Source organism: Roseibium sp. (assembly GCF_965233565.1).
Classification (GTDB): domain Bacteria; phylum Pseudomonadota; class Alphaproteobacteria; order Rhizobiales; family Stappiaceae; genus Roseibium.
The window spans coordinates 3,667,026-3,684,829 of record NZ_OZ247494.1 but is presented as its reverse complement, the minus strand read 5'-3'; the positions used below and the strand labels follow the sequence as shown (position 1 = coordinate 3,684,829).

The following is a 17,804-nucleotide window of genomic DNA, read 5'->3' as shown; positions in this document are numbered from 1 at the left end:
TCAGGCGTTGCCTTTGTCGCCGTGTGCTCCGGATAGCCCTCGAAAACGCTCCAGGTCACGCACCCGTGACAGAAAGTTTTCGCTGGCCTGCCCCGCAAGCAGTGCAGCATGTATCACATTTGACCGGCCCAATGCCAAATCCAATTGGTCCGAATCGAACAAACGGACGATTTGGCATCCGTTTGCCAGTTCCTCTGTGCCGGCAACGACAGCTGCCAGCTTCCTTACCCCGTCCTCTGCAGCGTCCGAGGCATGGATCAGCCCGGCGACGGTGTCCCGCCGCAGAGCCGCTTCAACCTTCGCGTGACCGGTGACCAGTTCACCGGCCTTTCGCGTCATGGAGAGCGCCTGAAGCGCAGATCGTTCCATGAGCGCATCGACCCGCTCCGCCAGTCCAGGCTCGACATGGGCTTCTGTCTTAAACCCTCTGCCGAACACCTTCTTCCGGTCTTTCTCGGCCACGACCACGACATCTTTCGCAGCCGTCACCCAGACACCGCGCCCCGGAAGCACCCGCTTCAGATCCGGAACCACCTGACCTTCAGGGTCAAGCACAAACCGGATCAGCGAGCTGACGGGTTGAACCTCCCTCGTCACGGCACATTGCCGTTCGGTCGGCTCGTTCTTCCTCGGCACGCTGCCACTCCTTCGGACCACCGGCCGCCCTGATTTATGCAGGACGGCTGCGGTATTGGCCTAACGCACTTGCCGGAGCTACTTTTTCCGCGAGTGCGGAAGTTGGCGCCCACGGGCCTGCACGTCTTACTTATCCGTTCAGGATCGCACCAGCCGGCGCGTCTTCCTCGACAACTTCTACGACCTCAACGTCGTCCTCGTCGCCTTCCAGCTCGGCCGCCTGAGCGGCAAGTTCTTCTTCCGTGATCCAGCCGGCGGCCAGACGCGCGGCCATCACCACGTTTTCCGCCTCGGCACGGGACATGTCGAAATCCGACAGGGCCCCTTCAAAGCGTTTGGTCTCGCCGTCCTTGCGCTCGGTCCAGCCGACAAGGTCGTCCGCTGCACAGCCAGCCAGGTCTTCCATCGACTTGATGTCGTCCTTGCCAAGCGCCACAAGCATAGCCGTGGTCAGCCCGTCAATCGAGCGAAGATCGTCGGAGACGCCAAGTTCGATGCGTTCCTCGTCGAGCTTCGCTTCCAGTTCGCTCAGGTAGTCGCGGGCGCGGGCCTGGATCTCGACAGCGGTGTCGTCGTCGAAGCCCTCGATCATCGAGATTTCCTCGATCTCGACATAGGCGACTTCCTCGACAGAGGTGAAGCCCTCGGTCGCCAGAAGCTGACCGACCATCTCGTCGACGTTGAGCGCTTCCATGAACAGCTGCGAACGGTCCAGGAATTCCTTCTGACGACGCTCGGATTCCTCCTGCTCGGTCATGATGTCGATGGCCCAGCCAGTCAGCTGAGACGCCAGACGCACATTCTGGCCACGGCGGCCGATCGCAAGCGACAACTGGTCGTCCGGAACAACGACTTCAATACGCTCAGCATCCTCGTCGAGAACCACCTTGGCAACCTCGGCCGGCTGCAATGCGTTGACGATGAAGGTCGCCGCTTCGTCATTCCACGGAATGATGTCGATCTTCTCGCCCTGCAGCTCGCCGACAACAGCCTGGACGCGGCTGCCGCGCATGCCGACACAGGCACCGACCGGATCGATGGAGCTGTCCTTGGAAATCACGGCAATCTTTGCGCGGGACCCTGGATCGCGGGCAACAGACTTGATCTCGATGACGCCGTCATAGATTTCTGGAACTTCCTGGGCAAAGAGCTTGGCCATGAACTGCGGATGCGTTCGCGACAGAAAGATCTGCGGACCGCGCTGTTCGCGGCGCACGTCATAGATGAAGGCACGGATACGGTCACCGGTGCGGAAGATTTCGCGCGGGATCAGTTCGTCCCGGCGCACGATGCCTTCGCCGCGGCCGAGATCGACAATGACATTGCCGTATTCGGCGCGCTTGACGACACCGTTGATGACTTCGCCAACGCGATCCTTGAATTCTTCGTACTGGCGATCACGCTCGGCTTCGCGCACCTTCTGCACGATGACCTGCTTGGCAGACTGGGCTGCAATACGGCCAAAATCGAGCGGCGGCAGCGGTTCCGCGATGAAGTCGCCGAGACCGGCCTCCGGATTGCGCGTCTGCGCGTCGGTGAGGGAAATCTCGGTCGAGATGTTTTCAACGTGTTCGACAACCTGCAAGAGGCGCTGCAGCCGGATCTCGCCGGTTTTCGGATTGATCTCGGCCCGAACCTCGGTCTCCGTGCCGTAGCGGGAGCGGGCCGCTTTCTGGATCGCGTCTTCCATCGCGTTGATGACGATCATCCGGTCGATCGATTTCTCGCGTGCGACCGCGTCAGCGATTTGCAGCAGTTCCAGCCGGTTCGCGCTGATTGCCATATTCCACTCCTCTTGCGCCAAGGGTCACGTCAGTCGTTCGTGGCGCGTTTCTTCCTTTGCCGCCGAGCAAAGAGCTCAGTTGGGCTTGTTGTCCTGCAGCAGCTCGTCTCCGCTTTCGCGCGCGGCCAGTGCCGCCTTTTCCGCCTGAAGAGCTGCTGTTATCAAATCGTCCGTCAGTACCAGCCTGGCTTCGCCTATATCGTGAAGTGGCAGGTCGACGGTGTCGTCCTCACCTTCCTTGACATCCGGCAGGCGCAGTTTCGCCGCGCCGTCTTCCGCGCCAAGCAAGGTACCCCGGAACCGCTTGCGGCCATCCTGCATAACGGTCATCTCGACCTTCAGCTCGTGGCCTGACCAACGGTTGAAGTCGCCGGCGCGCACCAGCGGCCGGTCAATCCCGGGAGAGGAAACTTCCAGATGATACGCCCGGTTGATCGGATCCTCAACGTCAAGCGCCGGAGAGACCGCCCGGGAAATCGTTTCACAGTCCTCGACGGTCATGGTGCCATCGGGACGTTCTGCCATGATCTGCAGCGTGCAGCCGTTTGCCGCGCTGATCTTCGTACGCACAAGCCGGTAGCCGAGGTCCTCGATGACCGGCTCCACAATCGCGGCAACACGGGCGTCAAGGCCCTGTTCCGTCACAATTCTCGGTTCGTGTGCGCTCACACTTGGCTCCTGGTTCAGCCGTTGCCGGCTTTGAGCATCAGATGTGCCTGATCAACGATTTACATAGGGCAATCCTGCTCGAGGTTGTTTGTTTCCGGCCATGCCCTAAACAAAAAAGAGCGGGTCCCCGGCGGGCCCACTCTCAACTGCTTGGTAAGCCGTATGAGGTGAAACACCGGCTGTATAACGCCAAAGCGGTCAAAAACGCAAGAGCCCGTGCCGAATTCCCGAAAAAAGATATGCGTTCGCGCCGGGAAAGGATTGGCAACCGCTGCCAGACTGACGGGATCAGACCCGCCTGAACGTCAGATAACGGCCGATACGCCCTTCCCGGAAGGCCTTGGCTTCATACCTTGTGCCAGGCCACCCTTCCCAGGGCGTCTTCCAGTCCGAAGCCGTTTCCGCCATCCATTCGAACGCGGCATGCGCACGGCAATGGCGCAGCGTCCAGTCAATATAGGTGTCGATGTCGCTGGCGAACCGGAATTCACACCCCGGCCTGATCGCCCGGGCGTAGCGGTCGAGGTTCTGCTCGTTGATGAACCGCCGCTTCCAGTGACGTTTCTTGGGCCAGGGATCCGGATAGAGCTGATAGGCGAGATCGAGGCTTGCCCCGGGCAGCCAGTCGAGCACGTTGACAGCGTCATCGTCGTAAAGGCGCACATTCGTGAGACCTTCCTCGACGACGGCCGTCACCGCCTTGGCCATGCTGCCGACAAAAGGCTCGATGCCGATGAACCCGACCTTGGGAGAGGTTCTTGCCCGGTGCAGCAGATGCTCGCCGCCACCAAAGCCGACTTCCAGGCAAACGGTCTCGACCTCGGCCTCGAACAGGTCTTTGAGATCCGCCGGCGCGGGAACAGTCAGGTCCAGGCCGAGACGCGGCAATTCTGTTTCCATCAGCGCTTCGCGGCGCGGGCTGAGCGGCTTGCCCTTGCGGCGGCCGAAAAAGGAACCTTCGTAACGGTCAGTCATCTAGAGCATTTCCGCTCAATCTAGTTCAAAACAAAAGATCGCCGGCGCTGAGCCGACGATCTGACTTTTACGGGAACAGCGTTCTGAAGCCGAGCTTATCCCGCAAGCGGGCGCAGCTCGTCAACCAGGTCGATCTTTTCCCAGGTGAAACCACCGTCGGCATCCGGCTCTCGGCCGAAGTGGCCATAGGCAGCCGTGCGCTCATAGATCGGATTGTTGAGCTTCAGGTGCTCGCGGATGCCGCGCGGGCTCAGGCCCATGACGTCGCGCAGCGCTGCTTCCAGCTTGGCTTCGTCGCAGCGGCCCGTGCCGTGCAGGTCGACATAGACCGACAGCGGGTCGGAAACGCCAATCGCGTAGCTGAGCTGGATGGTGCAGCGGTCGGCAAGATCCGCAGCAACGACATTTTTCGCAAGATAGCGTGCAGCATAGGCTGCAGAGCGGTCCACCTTGGTCGGGTCCTTGCCGGAGAAGGCACCGCCGCCATGGGGCGCAGCACCGCCATAGGTGTCGACGATGATCTTGCGGCCGGTCAGGCCGGCATCGCCGTCCGGGCCACCGATGACAAAGGCGCCGGTCGGGTTGACGTGCCACACGGTCTCGTCGTTGATCCAGCCGTCCGGCAGTGCGTCGGTGATGTAGGGCGCGACGATCTTGCGAACATCTTCGGAGGTCAGCGCCGGATCAAGGTGCTGGGTCGACAGCACGATCGATGTCGCCGCGACCGGCTTGCCGTCCTCATAGCGGACGGTGACCTGGCTTTTCGCGTCAGGGCCAAGCACCGGCTCCTTGCCGGATTTGCGGGCTTCGGCGAGCAGGCGCAGAATCTTGTGAGAATAGAGAATCGGAGCCGGCATCAGCTCTTCGGTTTCGCGGCAGGCATAACCGAACATGATGCCCTGGTCGCCAGCACCTTCATCCTTGTTGCCACCGGCATCCACACCCTGCGCGATGTGAGCGGACTGGGCGTGCAGGTGAACCGCGATATCGCAGTTCTCCCAATGGAACCCGTCCTGCTCATAACCGATGTCCTTGATGGCCATACGGGCAAGATGGGCGAGATATTCATTTGTAATATTGGCCGGGCCGCGGGTTTCGCCGGCGATGACGATGCGGTTGGTGGTTGCCAGTGTTTCACAGGCAACACGCGCTTCCGGCATCTCGCGAAGATAAGCATCAACAACAGCATCGGAGATGCGGTCGCAAACTTTATCCGGGTGTCCTTCGGAAACAGACTCGGATGTGAACAGGTAATTCTGACGTGCCATTGGCGATCGTCCTTCTGGGAATGAATATGACAGAAGCGGCGAATGACATCGCCGCTTCTGGTGCATCAATCTTAGAAGTTATTCGCCACGTCAAGCTTGGGACGCGTTTTTTATCACTCGTCTCCGGCCAGAGAGCGCACAAGGTCGACGATACGGCGACGGACCTTGGGGTCTTCAATGCGCACAAAGGCCTTGTTGAGGGACAGGCCCTCGGAGGAGGAAAGGAAGTCGACGACGTAAGACGTCGGCTGGGTTTCGCCAAATCCTTCCGCTTCTTCTGGCGTTCCCGGCGCGTCTTCGAAAAAGAAGGAGACCGGCACCTTGAGGATCGTCGCGATGTGCTGCAACCGGCTGGCACCGATGCGGTTGGTGCCTTTTTCGTATTTCTGGATCTGCTGGAAGGTGATGCCCGGGGCTTCGCCGAGCTTTTCCTGACTCATGCCGAGCATCATGCGCCGCAACCGAACGCGGCTGCCGACGTGAATGTCAATTGGATTCGGTGACTTTTTACTGGGCATCTGCGTCGCTCTTTCTTTTTGTGGCGGCGAAAGTCCGCTCGTTTTTGTTAGTACAAGCTCCCCTGAAATCTCCCACAGGCTCAGGAAATCGAAGTGCGCCCGCAACCCTTCACTTGTACACGTGATAACCTTCAATCGGCTATTTCACGGTTGTATCACACTTCCTTCACTCAACTCAAATAAAAAAACTCAATTTTTGCGCGAATCGCGGTTGTATCGCTCAATACTGGCAAATACTACAAGGATGATCGAAACAATCAGCACAGGCAGATCGCCTGTAATGCTGTAGAGAGTATTGCCTAACCTCTGCGGAAGTCGGCCGTCGATCAGTCCCGTTTCAAAAACACCAAGGCGCGCCACAACGGAGCCCCGGCCGTCAATAATCGCGGAAATGCCCGTGTTTGCGGCCCTGATCAACGGCAATCCGGTTTCGATGGCCCTCAGGCGGGCCTGACTGAAATGCTGGTACGGACCCGGTGTTTGCCCAAACCAGGCATCGTTGGTGACGTTCAGAAGAAAGGATGGCTCCTCTCCGGCGATACCTGGCAAGCCCGGAAAAATCGCCTCGTAACAGATCATGGGTAGAAAACTAAAACTTTCAGAGGTGCTCAGCACACGCGACTGATAACCAGCCTCAAACCCATCCAGAGGACCCGCAAGATTTGTAATCCCGAGCGTTTCCAGCAGAGGTTTAAAGGGGACGTATTCCCCGAAAGGAACCAGGCGCACCTTGTCGTATATTCCCCGAACCGTACCGTCGCTGCCCAGAACATAGACGCTGTTGTAATAGGACGTTCCCACCGCACCGGGTTCGCTGCGCACGGCCCCCGTGACAAGCTCTGAAGAACTGCCGAGCGCCTTGCCGATGCGAAACAGCGCACCCGGCTCCTGAGTCAGCAGGAAGGGCACCGCCGATTCCGGCCAGACGATCAATCGCTTCTGGCCGACACGCGCCTCTCCACCCAGGGGGGCCTCCGACATGTCCAGCAACGTCTGAAAAATCTCATCCCGCAAGTCCGGCCGCCACTTGTCCTCCTGGGCGATGGCCGGCTGAACGATGCGAATGTCAAGGTCGGTTGCCGGCGGAGCAGGCTGCCAAAGCCGCACCGTGCCAAAGACAGCCATCGCACACAGCACGAGGACGGCGCTGACGACCGCCTTCAGGCGTTGGTGCAATGGCCTGACATCGGCAAGAAGGGCAGGGGTCGAGGCAATTGCGACGGTCAGAAAACTGAGACCATAAAGACCGACAAGACTGGCGCTTTGTGACAGCGCCTCAGAGCCTGCAATCCCATAACCGAAGCTGTTCCAGGGAAAACCGGTCAGGACATGGCCACGCACCCAGTCCGCAAGCATCAGGCAGGACGCCAGCAGCAGGACCCGCCGGAACCTGTCCGACCAGAACAGGGCGGCAAGCGCGGTGCCGATACCGGTGAAAAGGGCAAGACCCAGGGGCATGGCCAGGACAGCAAACGGCATCAGCCAGGCAAACCGATCCGCCTCGACGAGGAAGGCGGCACCAATCCACCACAGGCCGGCCAGAAAATATCCAAAGCCGAAAAGCCAGCCGATGGCAAACCCGCGACGCAGCTTGCCAAGCCTGGTGGCGCCCGGTTCAAGGGCACCATCCAGCAACCAGACAAGGCCAGGGAAACTCAGCAACAGCACAAAGGAAGCCTCGACCGGCGGCAGGGCCAGAGCCGCCAGAGCACCGCAAAGCACACTCAGTCCCCTGCGTTGCCACCCCCAGGCCAACAGGAAGGTGTTAGGCAGGGCCGACAGGCGGTGTGACAACCAGTGCATATGTGAGCTTTCCCGTTCCCGATCATTTGCGGACAGGAGATTTGTCGGCTCGCACCGGCACGGTCAAGATCAAAATTGTTTCGCTATCCGCCAAGGTGGCGCTGCTCAACCGGTCCCGCCTGATGCTGCGACCTTGGCTGAGGGCGCTTCCGGGTCTTGCTTTGCATCGTCCTGCGCCGCCGGCTCCGGCCGTTTTGTCCGCCTGCGCAGTTCCTGCGGCCGCACTTCGGTGCGACGGCGCCGGATCTTGAGACGCTTGATGCGCCTCGGGTCTGCATCCAGGACTTCAAACTCGAAACCAGGGACCTCTTCCGGGACGAACAGCAACTCGCCGCGAACCGGCACACGACCGACCGAGACATAAAGCAAACCGCCCAACGTATCGACATCTTCCGAAATTTCGCCGCCTGTCAGGCGCGTGCCGAGCACCGTGTCGAGATCTTCCAACGGCAGGCGCGGATCGGCGATCCAGACCCCTTCCCCGTCTGCGACGAGCATGGCTTCCTCGTCTTCGTCATGTTCGTCTTCAATGTCACCGACGACTTCCTCGACAAGGTCTTCCAGAGATACCAATCCGTCCGTGCCGCCATATTCGTCGATTACAAGCGCCATCTGGATCCGGTCGGCCTTCATCTTGGTCATCAGATCGGTTGCCGGCATCGATGGGGGCACGAACAGCAGATTTCTGACCAGGTCGGTCTCCTCCAGCGTCACCGACAGGTCAACACAGGACAGATCCAGATCCGGCTGGTTGTGACCGTTACGGGCCGTGCCGTTGTGAGAGCCTGGTTGCAATTCGGTTGCATCGGCCGCGTTTTCCACAGCAGTTGCAGGCCGGCGGGACGCACCTCTTTCGGCAATGAAAGCCATCAAGTCCTTGATGTGAACCATACCACGCGGGTCGTCCAGAGTTTCCTCATAGACCGGCATGCGGGAATGACCGCTTTTTTGAAAGAGCTCCATCACCCGGCTGAGACTGGTGTCCAGATCGACCGCATCAATGTCGGCCCGCGGGATCATGACGTCATCCACCCTGAGTTCACGAAGTCTCAGAATGTTCCCTAGCAACATGCGTTCTTCAGGAGAAAACGCGGCATCGCCGCCTTCGCGGGCGAGTTCGTCCTCGAGATTTTCGCGCAGGCTCGACGATTGTCGCCCCAAGCGCAGCACACGTTTGAGCTGGTTCAGAAACGCCGCAGATCGCTGCGGCTTCATCTGTTGCGGGTCTTCCCCGTCCTGGGATTGTCCGGGTTCAGCGGCCTTTTCGCCACTTGCCGGACTTTGCGGTTCAACTGCGCTCATCATCCATCAATCAAGAACGTCTCGTTCAATCATGCCACTTAATGCTCGTCCGCCACAAGAGGCCGGTCCGCATAAGGGTCCTCTATGCCTATAGAGGCCAATATGGCTTTCTCAAGGCTTTCCATCAGTTCTGCTTCATCATTCTCCTGATGATCATAGTCAAAAAGATGAAGCAATCCATGAACAATCAAATGGGAAAGGTGATCGGAGAAATCAATTCCCATATCCTCTGCTTCGCGGACAACGGTTTCATAGGCAAAAACGATGTCCCCCAAAAGCGGACCATAAACATCTCCGTCCGGGTCGGACCCTGGAAAGGAGAGAACATTTGTCGGCTTGTCCTTGTCGCGCCACTGCGCATTCAGCTTCCTGATCGAAGCATCGTCGGTAAACAGCAACGAGACTTCGGTGTTCTCCAGAACCTTCAGGTCGGCGGCCGAAAAGGCCGCCGAGACGGTGCGCTCCGACAGCACCATCAGAACAGCTTCGTCCCAGTCTCCGGCCTCGATCGACAGATCGATCTGGAACCCGTCCGGCAGGATGTCAGGCATGGTCTCCGACCCCTGTTACGAAACCGCTCTTTCGCGGCCGCGAGGCGAAGCCTCTTCCAGGTCCGCATTGCGCTGGCGTTCGTTGAACCGCCGCTCCCGGGCGACAGCCTCTTCACGCGAGGCATTGTCATAGGCGGTGACGATCCGGCCGACCAGTTCGTGACGGACAACATCCGTCTCCGTGAAACGGATGTGAGACACGTCCTGAATGTCGGTCAACAGACCAAGCGCTTCCCGCAGACCGGATTTCTGGCCGGACGGCAGGTCGATCTGGCTCGGATCGCCGGTGACGATCATCTTCGATCCTTCACCAAGGCGGGTCAGGAACATCTTCATCTGCATAGAGGTGGTGTTCTGTGCCTCATCAAGCAGAACGACCGCATTTGACAGTGTCCGGCCACGCATGAAGGCGAGCGGCGCGACCTCGATCATGCCGGACTGCAGGCCCCGATCGACCTTTTCCGCCGGCATCATCTCGTAAAGCGCGTCATAAATCGGCCTCAGATACGGATCGACCTTGTCCTTCATTTCACCCGGCAAAAAGCCTAGGCGCTCACCGGCTTCCACCGCCGGTCGCGACAGGATCAGCCGCGCAACGTCGCCGCGTTCCAGAAGCGCTGCGGCATAGGCCACAGCCAGGAAGGTCTTACCGGTACCGGCAGGTCCGGTGCCGAAAATGAGATCCGCCCGGTCCATTGCCCGGATATAGGCGTCCTGGGTCGGCGTGCGCGCAACAATCGTCTTGCGGCGCGTTGCGATCTGGGCGAAGGCCAGCCGGGACTTCGGCTCGAGCGTCGGCAACGGCAGCTGCGCCTCGGCGGCGGCGGCCATGCGCAGGGCGCCGTCCACGTCGCCCGGGTGAATTTCATGCCCTTGCAGAAGACGCTGATAAAGCCCCTCCAGCGCGGTCCGCGCCTGGGCGCAGCCGGCCTGGGACCCTTTCAGCGTGACCTGGTTGCCACGCGCTATGGCGTCGACCCCCAGGCGCTGCTCAATCAGTGCCAGGTTCTGATCGAACTGACCGAACAGGTCACCAATCAGCCGGTTGTCTTCAAAGGCAAGGACGATATGTGTCATGTCGGTGGCCGAATTGGCCGCAGGAGATTGATCCGAAGGCTTGCGGGAAGAAGATTGGCTGTCGCGCGTCAAATGACGTCTCCTGTACTCAACCGGCCTGGCTTTCGAGAGCCGCCGCGGCTCCGGCCGTGTCGATAGTATCTTGCCCCGCATTCAGCCGTCCGAACAGCGAATTGGACCCGATGTCAACGATTTCCACCGCTTGTATGGTACCGATCAGGCTTTCCGGCGCGTCCAGCTGGACGGGCTGCAACCAGGGCGATTTACCGACCAGCTGACCCGGATTGCGACCTGTCTTTTCCAGAAGGACATCGCAGACCATGCCAAGGCGCGACGCGTTGAACGCCTTCTGCTGTGCGCTGACAAGCGCCTGCAGCTCCGCAAGACGGGCGGATTTCACGTCTTCCGGCACCTGGTCCTCCATGGTCGCGCCGGGGGTGCCCGGGCGCTGACTGTACTTGAAGGAGAAGGCGGAGCCGTATTCCACGCGGCGGATCAGATCCATCGTGTCTTCGAAATCCTGGTCCGTTTCGCCCGGGAAACCGACAATGAAATCGCCGGAGAGGGCAAGGTCCGGGGCAGCGGCGCGAATGCGGTCGAGCAGGCGGAAATAATCGTCACGGGTATGGCGACGATTCATGGCCTTCAGGATCTTGTCCGATCCCGACTGCACCGGCAGGTGCAGATAGGGCATCAGGCTTTTCAGCTCCGCATGGGCGGCTATGAGATCGTCGTCCATGTCGCGCGGATGGCTCGTGGTGTAGCGCAGCCGGTCCAGACCGTCGATGTCCGCAAGACGGCGCAACAGCCTGCCAAGCCCCCAGGTCGCCCCATCCGCAGCCTCGCCGTGATAGGCGTTGACGTTCTGACCAAGCAGCGTAACTTCGCGCACGCCTGCCGCCGCCATGCGTTCGGCTTCTTCGACGATCTGCTGAACAGAGCGGGACACTTCCGCACCGCGCGTATAGGGCACAACGCAGAAGGTGCAGAACTTGTCGCAGCCTTCCTGAACCGTCAGGAACGCGGACGGCGCCCGCTTCATTGCCGGCTTTTCGGTACGCTCCGACAGATGATCGAATTTGGCGTCGATGTCGAACTCGGTCTCGACGACCTTCTTGCCCTGGCGTGCCTTTTCCAGAAGCGACGGCAGCTGGTGATAGCTTTGCGGGCCGACGACCATGTCGACGATCGGTGCCCGGCGGGAAATCTCCTCGCCCTCGGCCTGGGCCACGCAGCCGGCCACGCCAACCATCATGTCCTTGCCTGATTTCGCCCGCTCTTCCTTCACCTTGCGGATCCGGCCAAGCTCCGAATAGACCTTTTCGGCAGCCTTTTCACGAATGTGACAGGTGTTCAGAATAACCAGATCCGCGTCTTCCAGGTCCTCGGTGGTCTCGAACCCTTCCGGCGCCAGTACATCGGTCATGCGCTCGCTGTCATAGACATTCATCTGGCAGCCATAGGTGCGCACGAACACCTTGCGCTGGTTGCCCGTGGCCTCAGGCGTCTCGGCAGATGGGGTCACGGCAATTTGGTCTTCCGGGCGGCTTGTCATTCGCTCCTCATGGCCGTTGTCACCGGCCGGCATGTCTTGGGTCATGGTGCAAGGGTCGGAAATCGTCTGTCCGACGCGCCTTGTCACCCGCTCTTCCGTTCAAACGGGAGGCACCTGAAAAATCAGGCGCCAGCTTTAGCGGTTTTTTCCGCGTTTGAGAAGAAGCCGAACGGTTCCAGATCGCTGATTTCTTGGCTTTCGACGGGCTTTTGCATCAGCGAAGCCACCGTCATGGCCCGGACGTCGGCCTCCAGCTGCCGGGTCAGGGCCTTCCGATCAGTGCTGCCATCGACCAGAACCGGCTCGCCCCAACGCACCACGACGTCCAGAGCGCCCCTTGAAAAGATGCCCCAGAGATGGCCGGCAAGCTCCATGTCGCCATACCAGGCGACGTGCGGGCGATGTGCACGGCCCATGGGCAGACCATAGAACCCCTGATAGGCAACGGACAACGGTTGGACCCAGACATCACCTGTGTCGCCGTCGCCCACGGCGCGGGTGGCCGCGCCCAGAAGCGCCGATCGAAAAGGCAAAACGCAATTGCCATCGTTGGAGGTGCCTTCGGCAAACAGCACCATGGCATCACCCTCCGCCATCCGTCCGGCGATGGCATCGGCTACCTGCGCGGTTTCCGAGCGCCGGGTCCGGTTGACGAAGACCGTGCGCTGGAGCTTGGCGAAGAGACCGAAAATGGGCCAGCCTGACACTTCGGACTTTGCGATGAAACTGAGCGGCATCAGGGCACCGATCACGGTGATGTCGACCCAGGAGGCGTGATTGGCGGTGATCAGCAGCGGCCGGTCGCTTGCGGGCGCCCCAATCTGGCTGATCTTGATACCGACAAGCCGGGTGGCGATCCGGTGCCAGAGGTGCGGCAGATGCTTGCGCATCGGCAATTTGAATTTCACCGCCAGCCATTGCAGCGGGATCAGAACCAGCGAGACAAGTGTCAGGACAAAGATGATCAGTCCGGCCTTGATCTCAGCCATTGCCGTCTTCGTCCTTTGCATCCTCCAGGGGAACGCCATAAAGCTCCAGCCTGTGGTCGACCAGCTTGTAGCCGAGCTTGCGCGCAATGAATTCCTGCAGGGCTTCGATGTCCTCGTTGCGGAACTCGATCACCTGACCCGAGCGGAGGTCGATCAGATGGTCATGGTGCTCGTCGGGCACGGTTTCGTAGCGCGAGCGGCCATCCCGGAAATCGTGGCGCTCGATCATGCCGGCATCTTCGAACAGCTTCACCGTGCGGTAGACGGTGGAGATGGAAATGCCCGGATCGATGGCGACGGAACGGCGGTAGAGCTCTTCCACATCCGGATGCTCCTCGGATGCGTCCTCAATGACGGAGGCGATGACGCGGCGCTGTTCGGTCATGCGCATGCCCTTGGCAATGCACATATCCGCAAGCGTCGATAGTTTGTCTTCCGCCATCTGGATGCCGTCCGTTTCCCGTGTGTCTTTCTCCGGCTATGCGCTTAACGAAGATCGACCCGCATGACAAGCGCCGTGCCGTCTCCTCCACTGTCGCCATAATAGCCCTTGCGCTGCCCGACTTCCTTGAAACCAAGACCGCGATAGAGCAGCAAGGCCGACTCGTTGGCCGCATCAACCTCGAGAAACAGGGATTTGCATCTCTCGCCATAGAGCCGGAACAGGCCGGCCTCCATCAACTGCTTGCCAATCCCGCGGCCACGTTGGCGCGGATGAACGGCAATGGTTATGACTTCTGCCTCATCTGCCGCCGTTCTCAGGATGAGGAAGCCGAGTGGTGCACGCGTACCATAGGGGCTTGCCCGCCGGGCAACCAGGATAGTTGTTCCCGATTGCGCTTTCATGCGGGCGAATTCTTCAATATTCCAGTTGTGCCTGAACGAAGCGTCGTGGATTTCGGCAACCTTGGGCAGATCCTCGTCCAGCGCCTCTTCAATGACCGGCGGCTGGGTCCAGAACCACCAAAAACTCATTGCCGTTCAATCCTTCCCTTGCGCTGCGGCGTTGCATCCGGCGGCCGCAGATAAAGCGGCGACGGCGACGAAACCACCGGATCGGCGGTCAGCCCGAGTTCTGCCACATCCCGGATGCCGGGAAAACCACTGGTCGACAGAATTCTGTCTGCTGGCAAGCCCAGCACGCCCGCCAGCTTTTCAGCCGCCGATCCGGCCAATCTTATGTCTTCGGGCAAGGAGGCTGCAAGTTCGGACAGGGTGCGGACACCGGCTTCGCTCAATGGCCAGCCGCCGTCGTCAAACTGCTGGCAATAGACCTCGTCGCCCTTGCCCGTCAGCGCCACCAGTACGGGCCCCCGACCATCCTCGCGCGCTGCCGCCCGGGCGATTGCCGCCAACGTGGTGATGCCCACCACCGGCTTGCCAAGCACAAGGCCGAAGCCGCGCGCGACCGACAACCCGACCCGGAGCCCGGTGAAACTGCCCGGCCCGACCGTGACCACGACGCGGTCGAGATCGGAAAACGCGGTTGACGTTTCCGCCATGACTTCGCCGATCATGTCCATCAGCCGCTCGGCGTGACCGCGGCCGATTTCCTCGCCGAAGGCACCGAAACAGGCGGTCTCCGCGCCGTTATCGAGGACAGCGGCGGCACAATTGGCAAGGGCGGTATCGATGGCAAGAACGCGCATTCGGTCTCGGCTCAAACGGTTTTTCTCCCCTTTGCCAGTACCTTGCCGGACGTCATGAGTCGAGCGGGGCTTTGGACCTAAGCCCAAAGGCGGGCTTGCCTTCCACAGGGAATGAGAGTCGGAAATATTAATGTTCTGTCTCGGCCAGAGACCCTTCCCGAACTCTCAACGGTCATCCCGGCCCTGCGAAACGCGAGCGGCGACCAGGGAGCCCAGATGTCGTGGAATTTTGTTGTTTTCCTGGATCAAGCCCTGCTTCCCCGCTCCCGGATCTTCGCTGCGTTGTATTCGGGATAGCGACTTGACGGGGCCGGAAAACAAAAGAACCCGGCCAGTTGGCCGGGCTCCTAAACCTCGTTCACGGCGAGTTGCCTCAGATCGGCCGGACTTCTTCGACTTCCGGGACAAAATGGCGCAACAGGTTCTGGATGCCGTGCTGAAGTGTCGCCGTCGAGGACGGGCAGCCTGCACAGGCGCCGCGCATGGACAGATAGACCACGCCTTCCTTGAAGCCCTTGAAGGTGATGTCGCCACCATCCTGGGCAACGGCCGGACGCACGCGGGTTTCAAGAAGCTCCTTGATCGTGTCGACGGTCTGCTGATCGCCTTCCTCGAAGAACTCGCCTTCTTCAGTGTCTTCCGCGCCACCTGATGTCATCACCGGCTGACCGGACATGAACTGTTCCATGATCACGCCGAGAATGGCCGGCTTCATGTGTTGCCAGTCGGTGTCGTCCTTGGTGACCGTGACAAAGTCATGGCCGAAGAAGACGGCGGCAACACCCGGCACGTCGAACAGCTTTTCGGCGAGCGGCGAAACGCCGGCATCCGCCTTGGAGCGGAAATCATAAGTGCCTTCCGGCAGGACGACCCGTCCGGGCAGGAATTTCAGCGTGGCCGGGTTCGGCGTGGCTTCGGTTTGAATGAACATTGCTTTTGTCCTTGCGCTTTTCTCGCGCCCAGTTGTCCGCAGTGCCTTGCGCCTCTCCATTAATCGCAAAACACCGATGAGTCCTTCTAGACCATCTTACCGCAGTTTGGAACCTTTAAAAACTAGATAGGTACATATCCTGACCGATCAAGCGCGAAAAGGCGCAATCCGGAGGAGGATACACGCACCTGGGGTCAATGGCCGGTGCTATGCGAGGGCAGATATGGAATCGTCATCCAGATTGCCCGGCACGATCGTGACCGGTATCGGAAAGGTATCTGCCGACTTCCCCGCAATCGAGGAAACAAGCGGTCCAGGTCCTTCCGAACCGGTGCTGGCTGCCAGGATCATGATGGCAATGTCCGCATCGGTCTCGATCAGATCCATGATTTCTTCCGACTTGGAGCCCTCGCGAACAACGGTTTCCGGTTCGGTCCGGGCAACGGACCGCACCCGTTCTGCAGCCTTGGCCAGCGCGGCCTCGGCCTCTTCCTGGGCTTCGGCACGCATGATGTCCTCAACCCCCAGCCAGTGCTGGAAATCGCCCGGCGCTATGATGAAGACAAGTGTCACCACACCACCGGTGCGCGCCGCGCGCTTGGCGGCATAAACGATCGCCCGGTCGCATTCGGGCGTTTCGTCGACCACAACCAGAAACTTCCGGCGGTGGCCCTCCTCGTTGCTTTTTCTGATGGCTACCATGCGCGCATGCTGCCACCGGTCCGGGCACATCGCAAGCGGTGATATCACCGCTTGCACGTCTTGCTGACAGGGCCCTTGCCCCTTGTGCCTCTACAGGATGAACTTCGACAGATCGACATTCTTGGCGAGGTCGCCGATGTTCTCCTTGACGAAATCGGCCGTGATCTCGACCTCTTCCCCCGACCGGTCGGGCGCAGTGAAGGAGATTTCGTCGAGGATCCGCTCCATCACTGTCTGAAGACGGCGCGCTCCGATGTTCTCCACGGACGCATTGAGATCCACCGCCACGGAGGCGATTTCCTCAATGGCATCTTCGCTGAAGGACAGAGTGACGTTTTCGGTCTCCATCAGGGCCACATATTGCTTGATCAGGCTGGCTTCCGGTTCGGTCAGGATCGCGCGAAAGTCTTCTTTGTTAAGCGCCCGCAGCTCCACGCGGATCGGCAGACGGCCCTGAAGTTCCGGCAATAGGTCGGACGGCTTGGCGACATGGAACGCGCCGGAGGCAATGAACAGGATGTGGTCGGTCTTGACTGGTCCGTGCTTGGTGGACACCACCGTGCCCTCGATCAGGGGCAGAAGGTCACGTTGCACACCCTCGCGGGACACATCGGCCCCGGCCCGGCCTTCGCGGGCGCAGATCTTGTCGATCTCGTCCAGGAAGACGATGCCGGAATTTTCCACCAGTGAAATGGCCTCTTCGACCACCTTGTCCTCGTCAAGCAGCTTGTCCGATTCCTCGTTGACCAGGAGATCGTGGCTGTCGCGGACCGTTGTGCGCTTGGTCTTGGTCTGACCGCCAAAGGCCTTGCCGAGCAGGTCGGACATGTTCATGACGCCGACGCTGGCGCCGGGCATGCCAGGCAGCTCGAAGCTTGGCATCTGGGCCTGGGCCCGCACCTCGACCTCGATTTCCTTGTCGTCCATCTCGCCGTTGCGCAGCTTTGTGCGGAAACTGTCGCGGGTCGCCGGGCTGGCATTCTTGCCAACGAGCGCATCGAGCACGCGCTCTTCGGCCAGTACATGCGCCTTGGCCTTAACCTCTTCGCGCTTTTTGTCGCGCACCAGCGTGATGCCCGCTTCCACAAGGTCGCGGACAATCTGCTCCACGTCGCGGCCGACATAGCCGACCTCGGTGAACTTGGTCGCCTCCACCTTGGTGAAGGGCGCGTTGGCCAGCCTGGCCAGACGCCGGGAAATCTCGGTCTTGCCGACGCCGGTCGGACCGATCATCAGGATATTCTTCGGCAGCACCTCTTCACGCATCTGCCCCTGAAGTTGCTGGCGGCGCCAGCGATTGCGCAGCGCGATGGCAACCGCGCGCTTGGCATCCTTCTGGCCGACAATGTAGCGGTCGAGTTCTGAGACGATCTCACGCGGAGAAAAATCGGACATT

18 protein-coding genes are annotated in these 17,804 nt (G+C 60.3%); all 18 read right to left on the bottom strand.

From position 1 onward, the window contains the following. The 18 genes from ACO6TG_RS16975 to hslU all read right to left on the bottom strand — a co-directional run bounded on the left by ACO6TG_RS16975 (position 1) and on the right by hslU (position 17,803). The gene (locus tag ACO6TG_RS16975) at positions 1–636 is read right to left on the bottom strand and encodes an RNA-binding protein (RefSeq protein ID WP_422374278.1); all 636 of its coding nucleotides are present in this window, start codon (positions 634–636) and stop codon (positions 1–3) included. Positions 637–766: 130 nt separating this feature from the next. Next, a complete protein-coding gene (nusA, locus tag ACO6TG_RS16970; RefSeq protein WP_422374277.1) occupies positions 767–2,419 on the bottom strand; it encodes a transcription termination factor NusA in 1,653 nt (550 codons plus the stop codon). A gap of 75 nt (positions 2,420–2,494) precedes the next feature. Next, on the bottom strand, positions 2,495–3,088 hold the full coding sequence (gene rimP / locus ACO6TG_RS16965) for a ribosome maturation factor RimP (protein WP_422374276.1): 594 nt from the start codon (positions 3,086–3,088) through the stop codon (positions 2,495–2,497). A 288-nt stretch (positions 3,089–3,376) separates the two neighbouring features. Beyond that, entirely contained in the window at positions 3,377–4,063 is a 687-nt protein-coding gene (trmB, locus tag ACO6TG_RS16960; protein ID WP_422374275.1) for a tRNA (guanine(46)-N(7))-methyltransferase TrmB, read from the bottom strand. Positions 4,064–4,158: 95 nt separating this feature from the next. Beyond that, on the bottom strand, positions 4,159–5,331 hold the full coding sequence (metK, locus tag ACO6TG_RS16955) for a methionine adenosyltransferase (protein WP_422374274.1): 1,173 nt from the start codon (positions 5,329–5,331) through the stop codon (positions 4,159–4,161). Between the two features lie 113 nt (positions 5,332–5,444). Further along, on the bottom strand, positions 5,445–5,849 hold the full coding sequence (locus ACO6TG_RS16950; RefSeq protein ID WP_422374273.1) for a helix-turn-helix domain-containing protein: 405 nt from the start codon (positions 5,847–5,849) through the stop codon (positions 5,445–5,447). Between the two features lie 189 nt (positions 5,850–6,038). Continuing rightward, positions 6,039–7,652, bottom strand: a complete 1,614-nt coding sequence (gene lnt / locus ACO6TG_RS16945; protein ID WP_422374272.1) for an apolipoprotein N-acyltransferase — start codon at positions 7,650–7,652, stop codon at positions 6,039–6,041. 105 nt (positions 7,653–7,757) lie between these two features. Beyond that, complete coding sequence (locus ACO6TG_RS16940; RefSeq protein WP_422374271.1) at positions 7,758–8,957, bottom strand: CBS domain-containing protein; 1,200 nt, start codon at positions 8,955–8,957, stop codon at positions 7,758–7,760. Between the two features lie 35 nt (positions 8,958–8,992). Further along, positions 8,993–9,505: an rRNA maturation RNase YbeY gene (gene ybeY, locus ACO6TG_RS16935; protein WP_422374270.1), complete on the bottom strand. Its 513-nt coding sequence runs from the start codon at positions 9,503–9,505 to the stop codon at positions 8,993–8,995. A 15-nt stretch (positions 9,506–9,520) separates the two neighbouring features. Further along, on the bottom strand, positions 9,521–10,582 hold the full coding sequence (locus ACO6TG_RS16930) for a PhoH family protein (RefSeq protein WP_422374269.1): 1,062 nt from the start codon (positions 10,580–10,582) through the stop codon (positions 9,521–9,523). Positions 10,583–10,670: 88 nt separating this feature from the next. Then, entirely contained in the window at positions 10,671–12,137 is a 1,467-nt protein-coding gene (gene miaB, locus ACO6TG_RS16925) for a tRNA (N6-isopentenyl adenosine(37)-C2)-methylthiotransferase MiaB (protein WP_422374268.1), read from the bottom strand. Between the two features lie 122 nt (positions 12,138–12,259). Then, entirely contained in the window at positions 12,260–13,126 is an 867-nt protein-coding gene (locus tag ACO6TG_RS16920) for a lysophospholipid acyltransferase family protein (RefSeq protein ID WP_422374267.1), read from the bottom strand. Next, on the bottom strand, positions 13,119–13,568 hold the full coding sequence (locus ACO6TG_RS16915; RefSeq protein WP_094073416.1) for a Fur family transcriptional regulator: 450 nt from the start codon (positions 13,566–13,568) through the stop codon (positions 13,119–13,121). Before ACO6TG_RS16915 ends, ACO6TG_RS16920 begins: the two co-directional genes overlap by 8 nt. A 44-nt stretch (positions 13,569–13,612) precedes the next feature. Beyond that, complete coding sequence (gene rimI, locus ACO6TG_RS16910; RefSeq protein ID WP_422374266.1) at positions 13,613–14,101, bottom strand: ribosomal protein S18-alanine N-acetyltransferase; 489 nt, start codon at positions 14,099–14,101, stop codon at positions 13,613–13,615. After that, positions 14,098–14,775, bottom strand: coding sequence for a tRNA (adenosine(37)-N6)-threonylcarbamoyltransferase complex dimerization subunit type 1 TsaB (gene tsaB, locus ACO6TG_RS16905; RefSeq protein ID WP_422374265.1), 678 nt, complete (start codon positions 14,773–14,775; stop codon positions 14,098–14,100). The genes rimI and tsaB overlap by 4 nt, the downstream gene beginning before the upstream one ends. Positions 14,776–15,148: 373 nt before the next feature. Then, positions 15,149–15,706 carry a NifU family protein gene (locus tag ACO6TG_RS16900; RefSeq protein ID WP_094073413.1) on the bottom strand — a complete coding sequence of 186 codons (558 nt, stop codon included), beginning with the start codon at positions 15,704–15,706 and terminating at the stop codon, positions 15,149–15,151. 207 nt (positions 15,707–15,913) lie between these two features. Beyond that, positions 15,914–16,408: a universal stress protein gene (locus ACO6TG_RS16895; RefSeq protein WP_094073412.1), complete on the bottom strand. Its 495-nt coding sequence runs from the start codon at positions 16,406–16,408 to the stop codon at positions 15,914–15,916. Positions 16,409–16,498: 90 nt separating this feature from the next. Next, the gene (gene hslU, locus ACO6TG_RS16890; RefSeq protein ID WP_422374264.1) at positions 16,499–17,803 is read right to left on the bottom strand and encodes an ATP-dependent protease ATPase subunit HslU; all 1,305 of its coding nucleotides are present in this window, start codon (positions 17,801–17,803) and stop codon (positions 16,499–16,501) included. Position 17,804 lies beyond the last annotated feature (1 nt).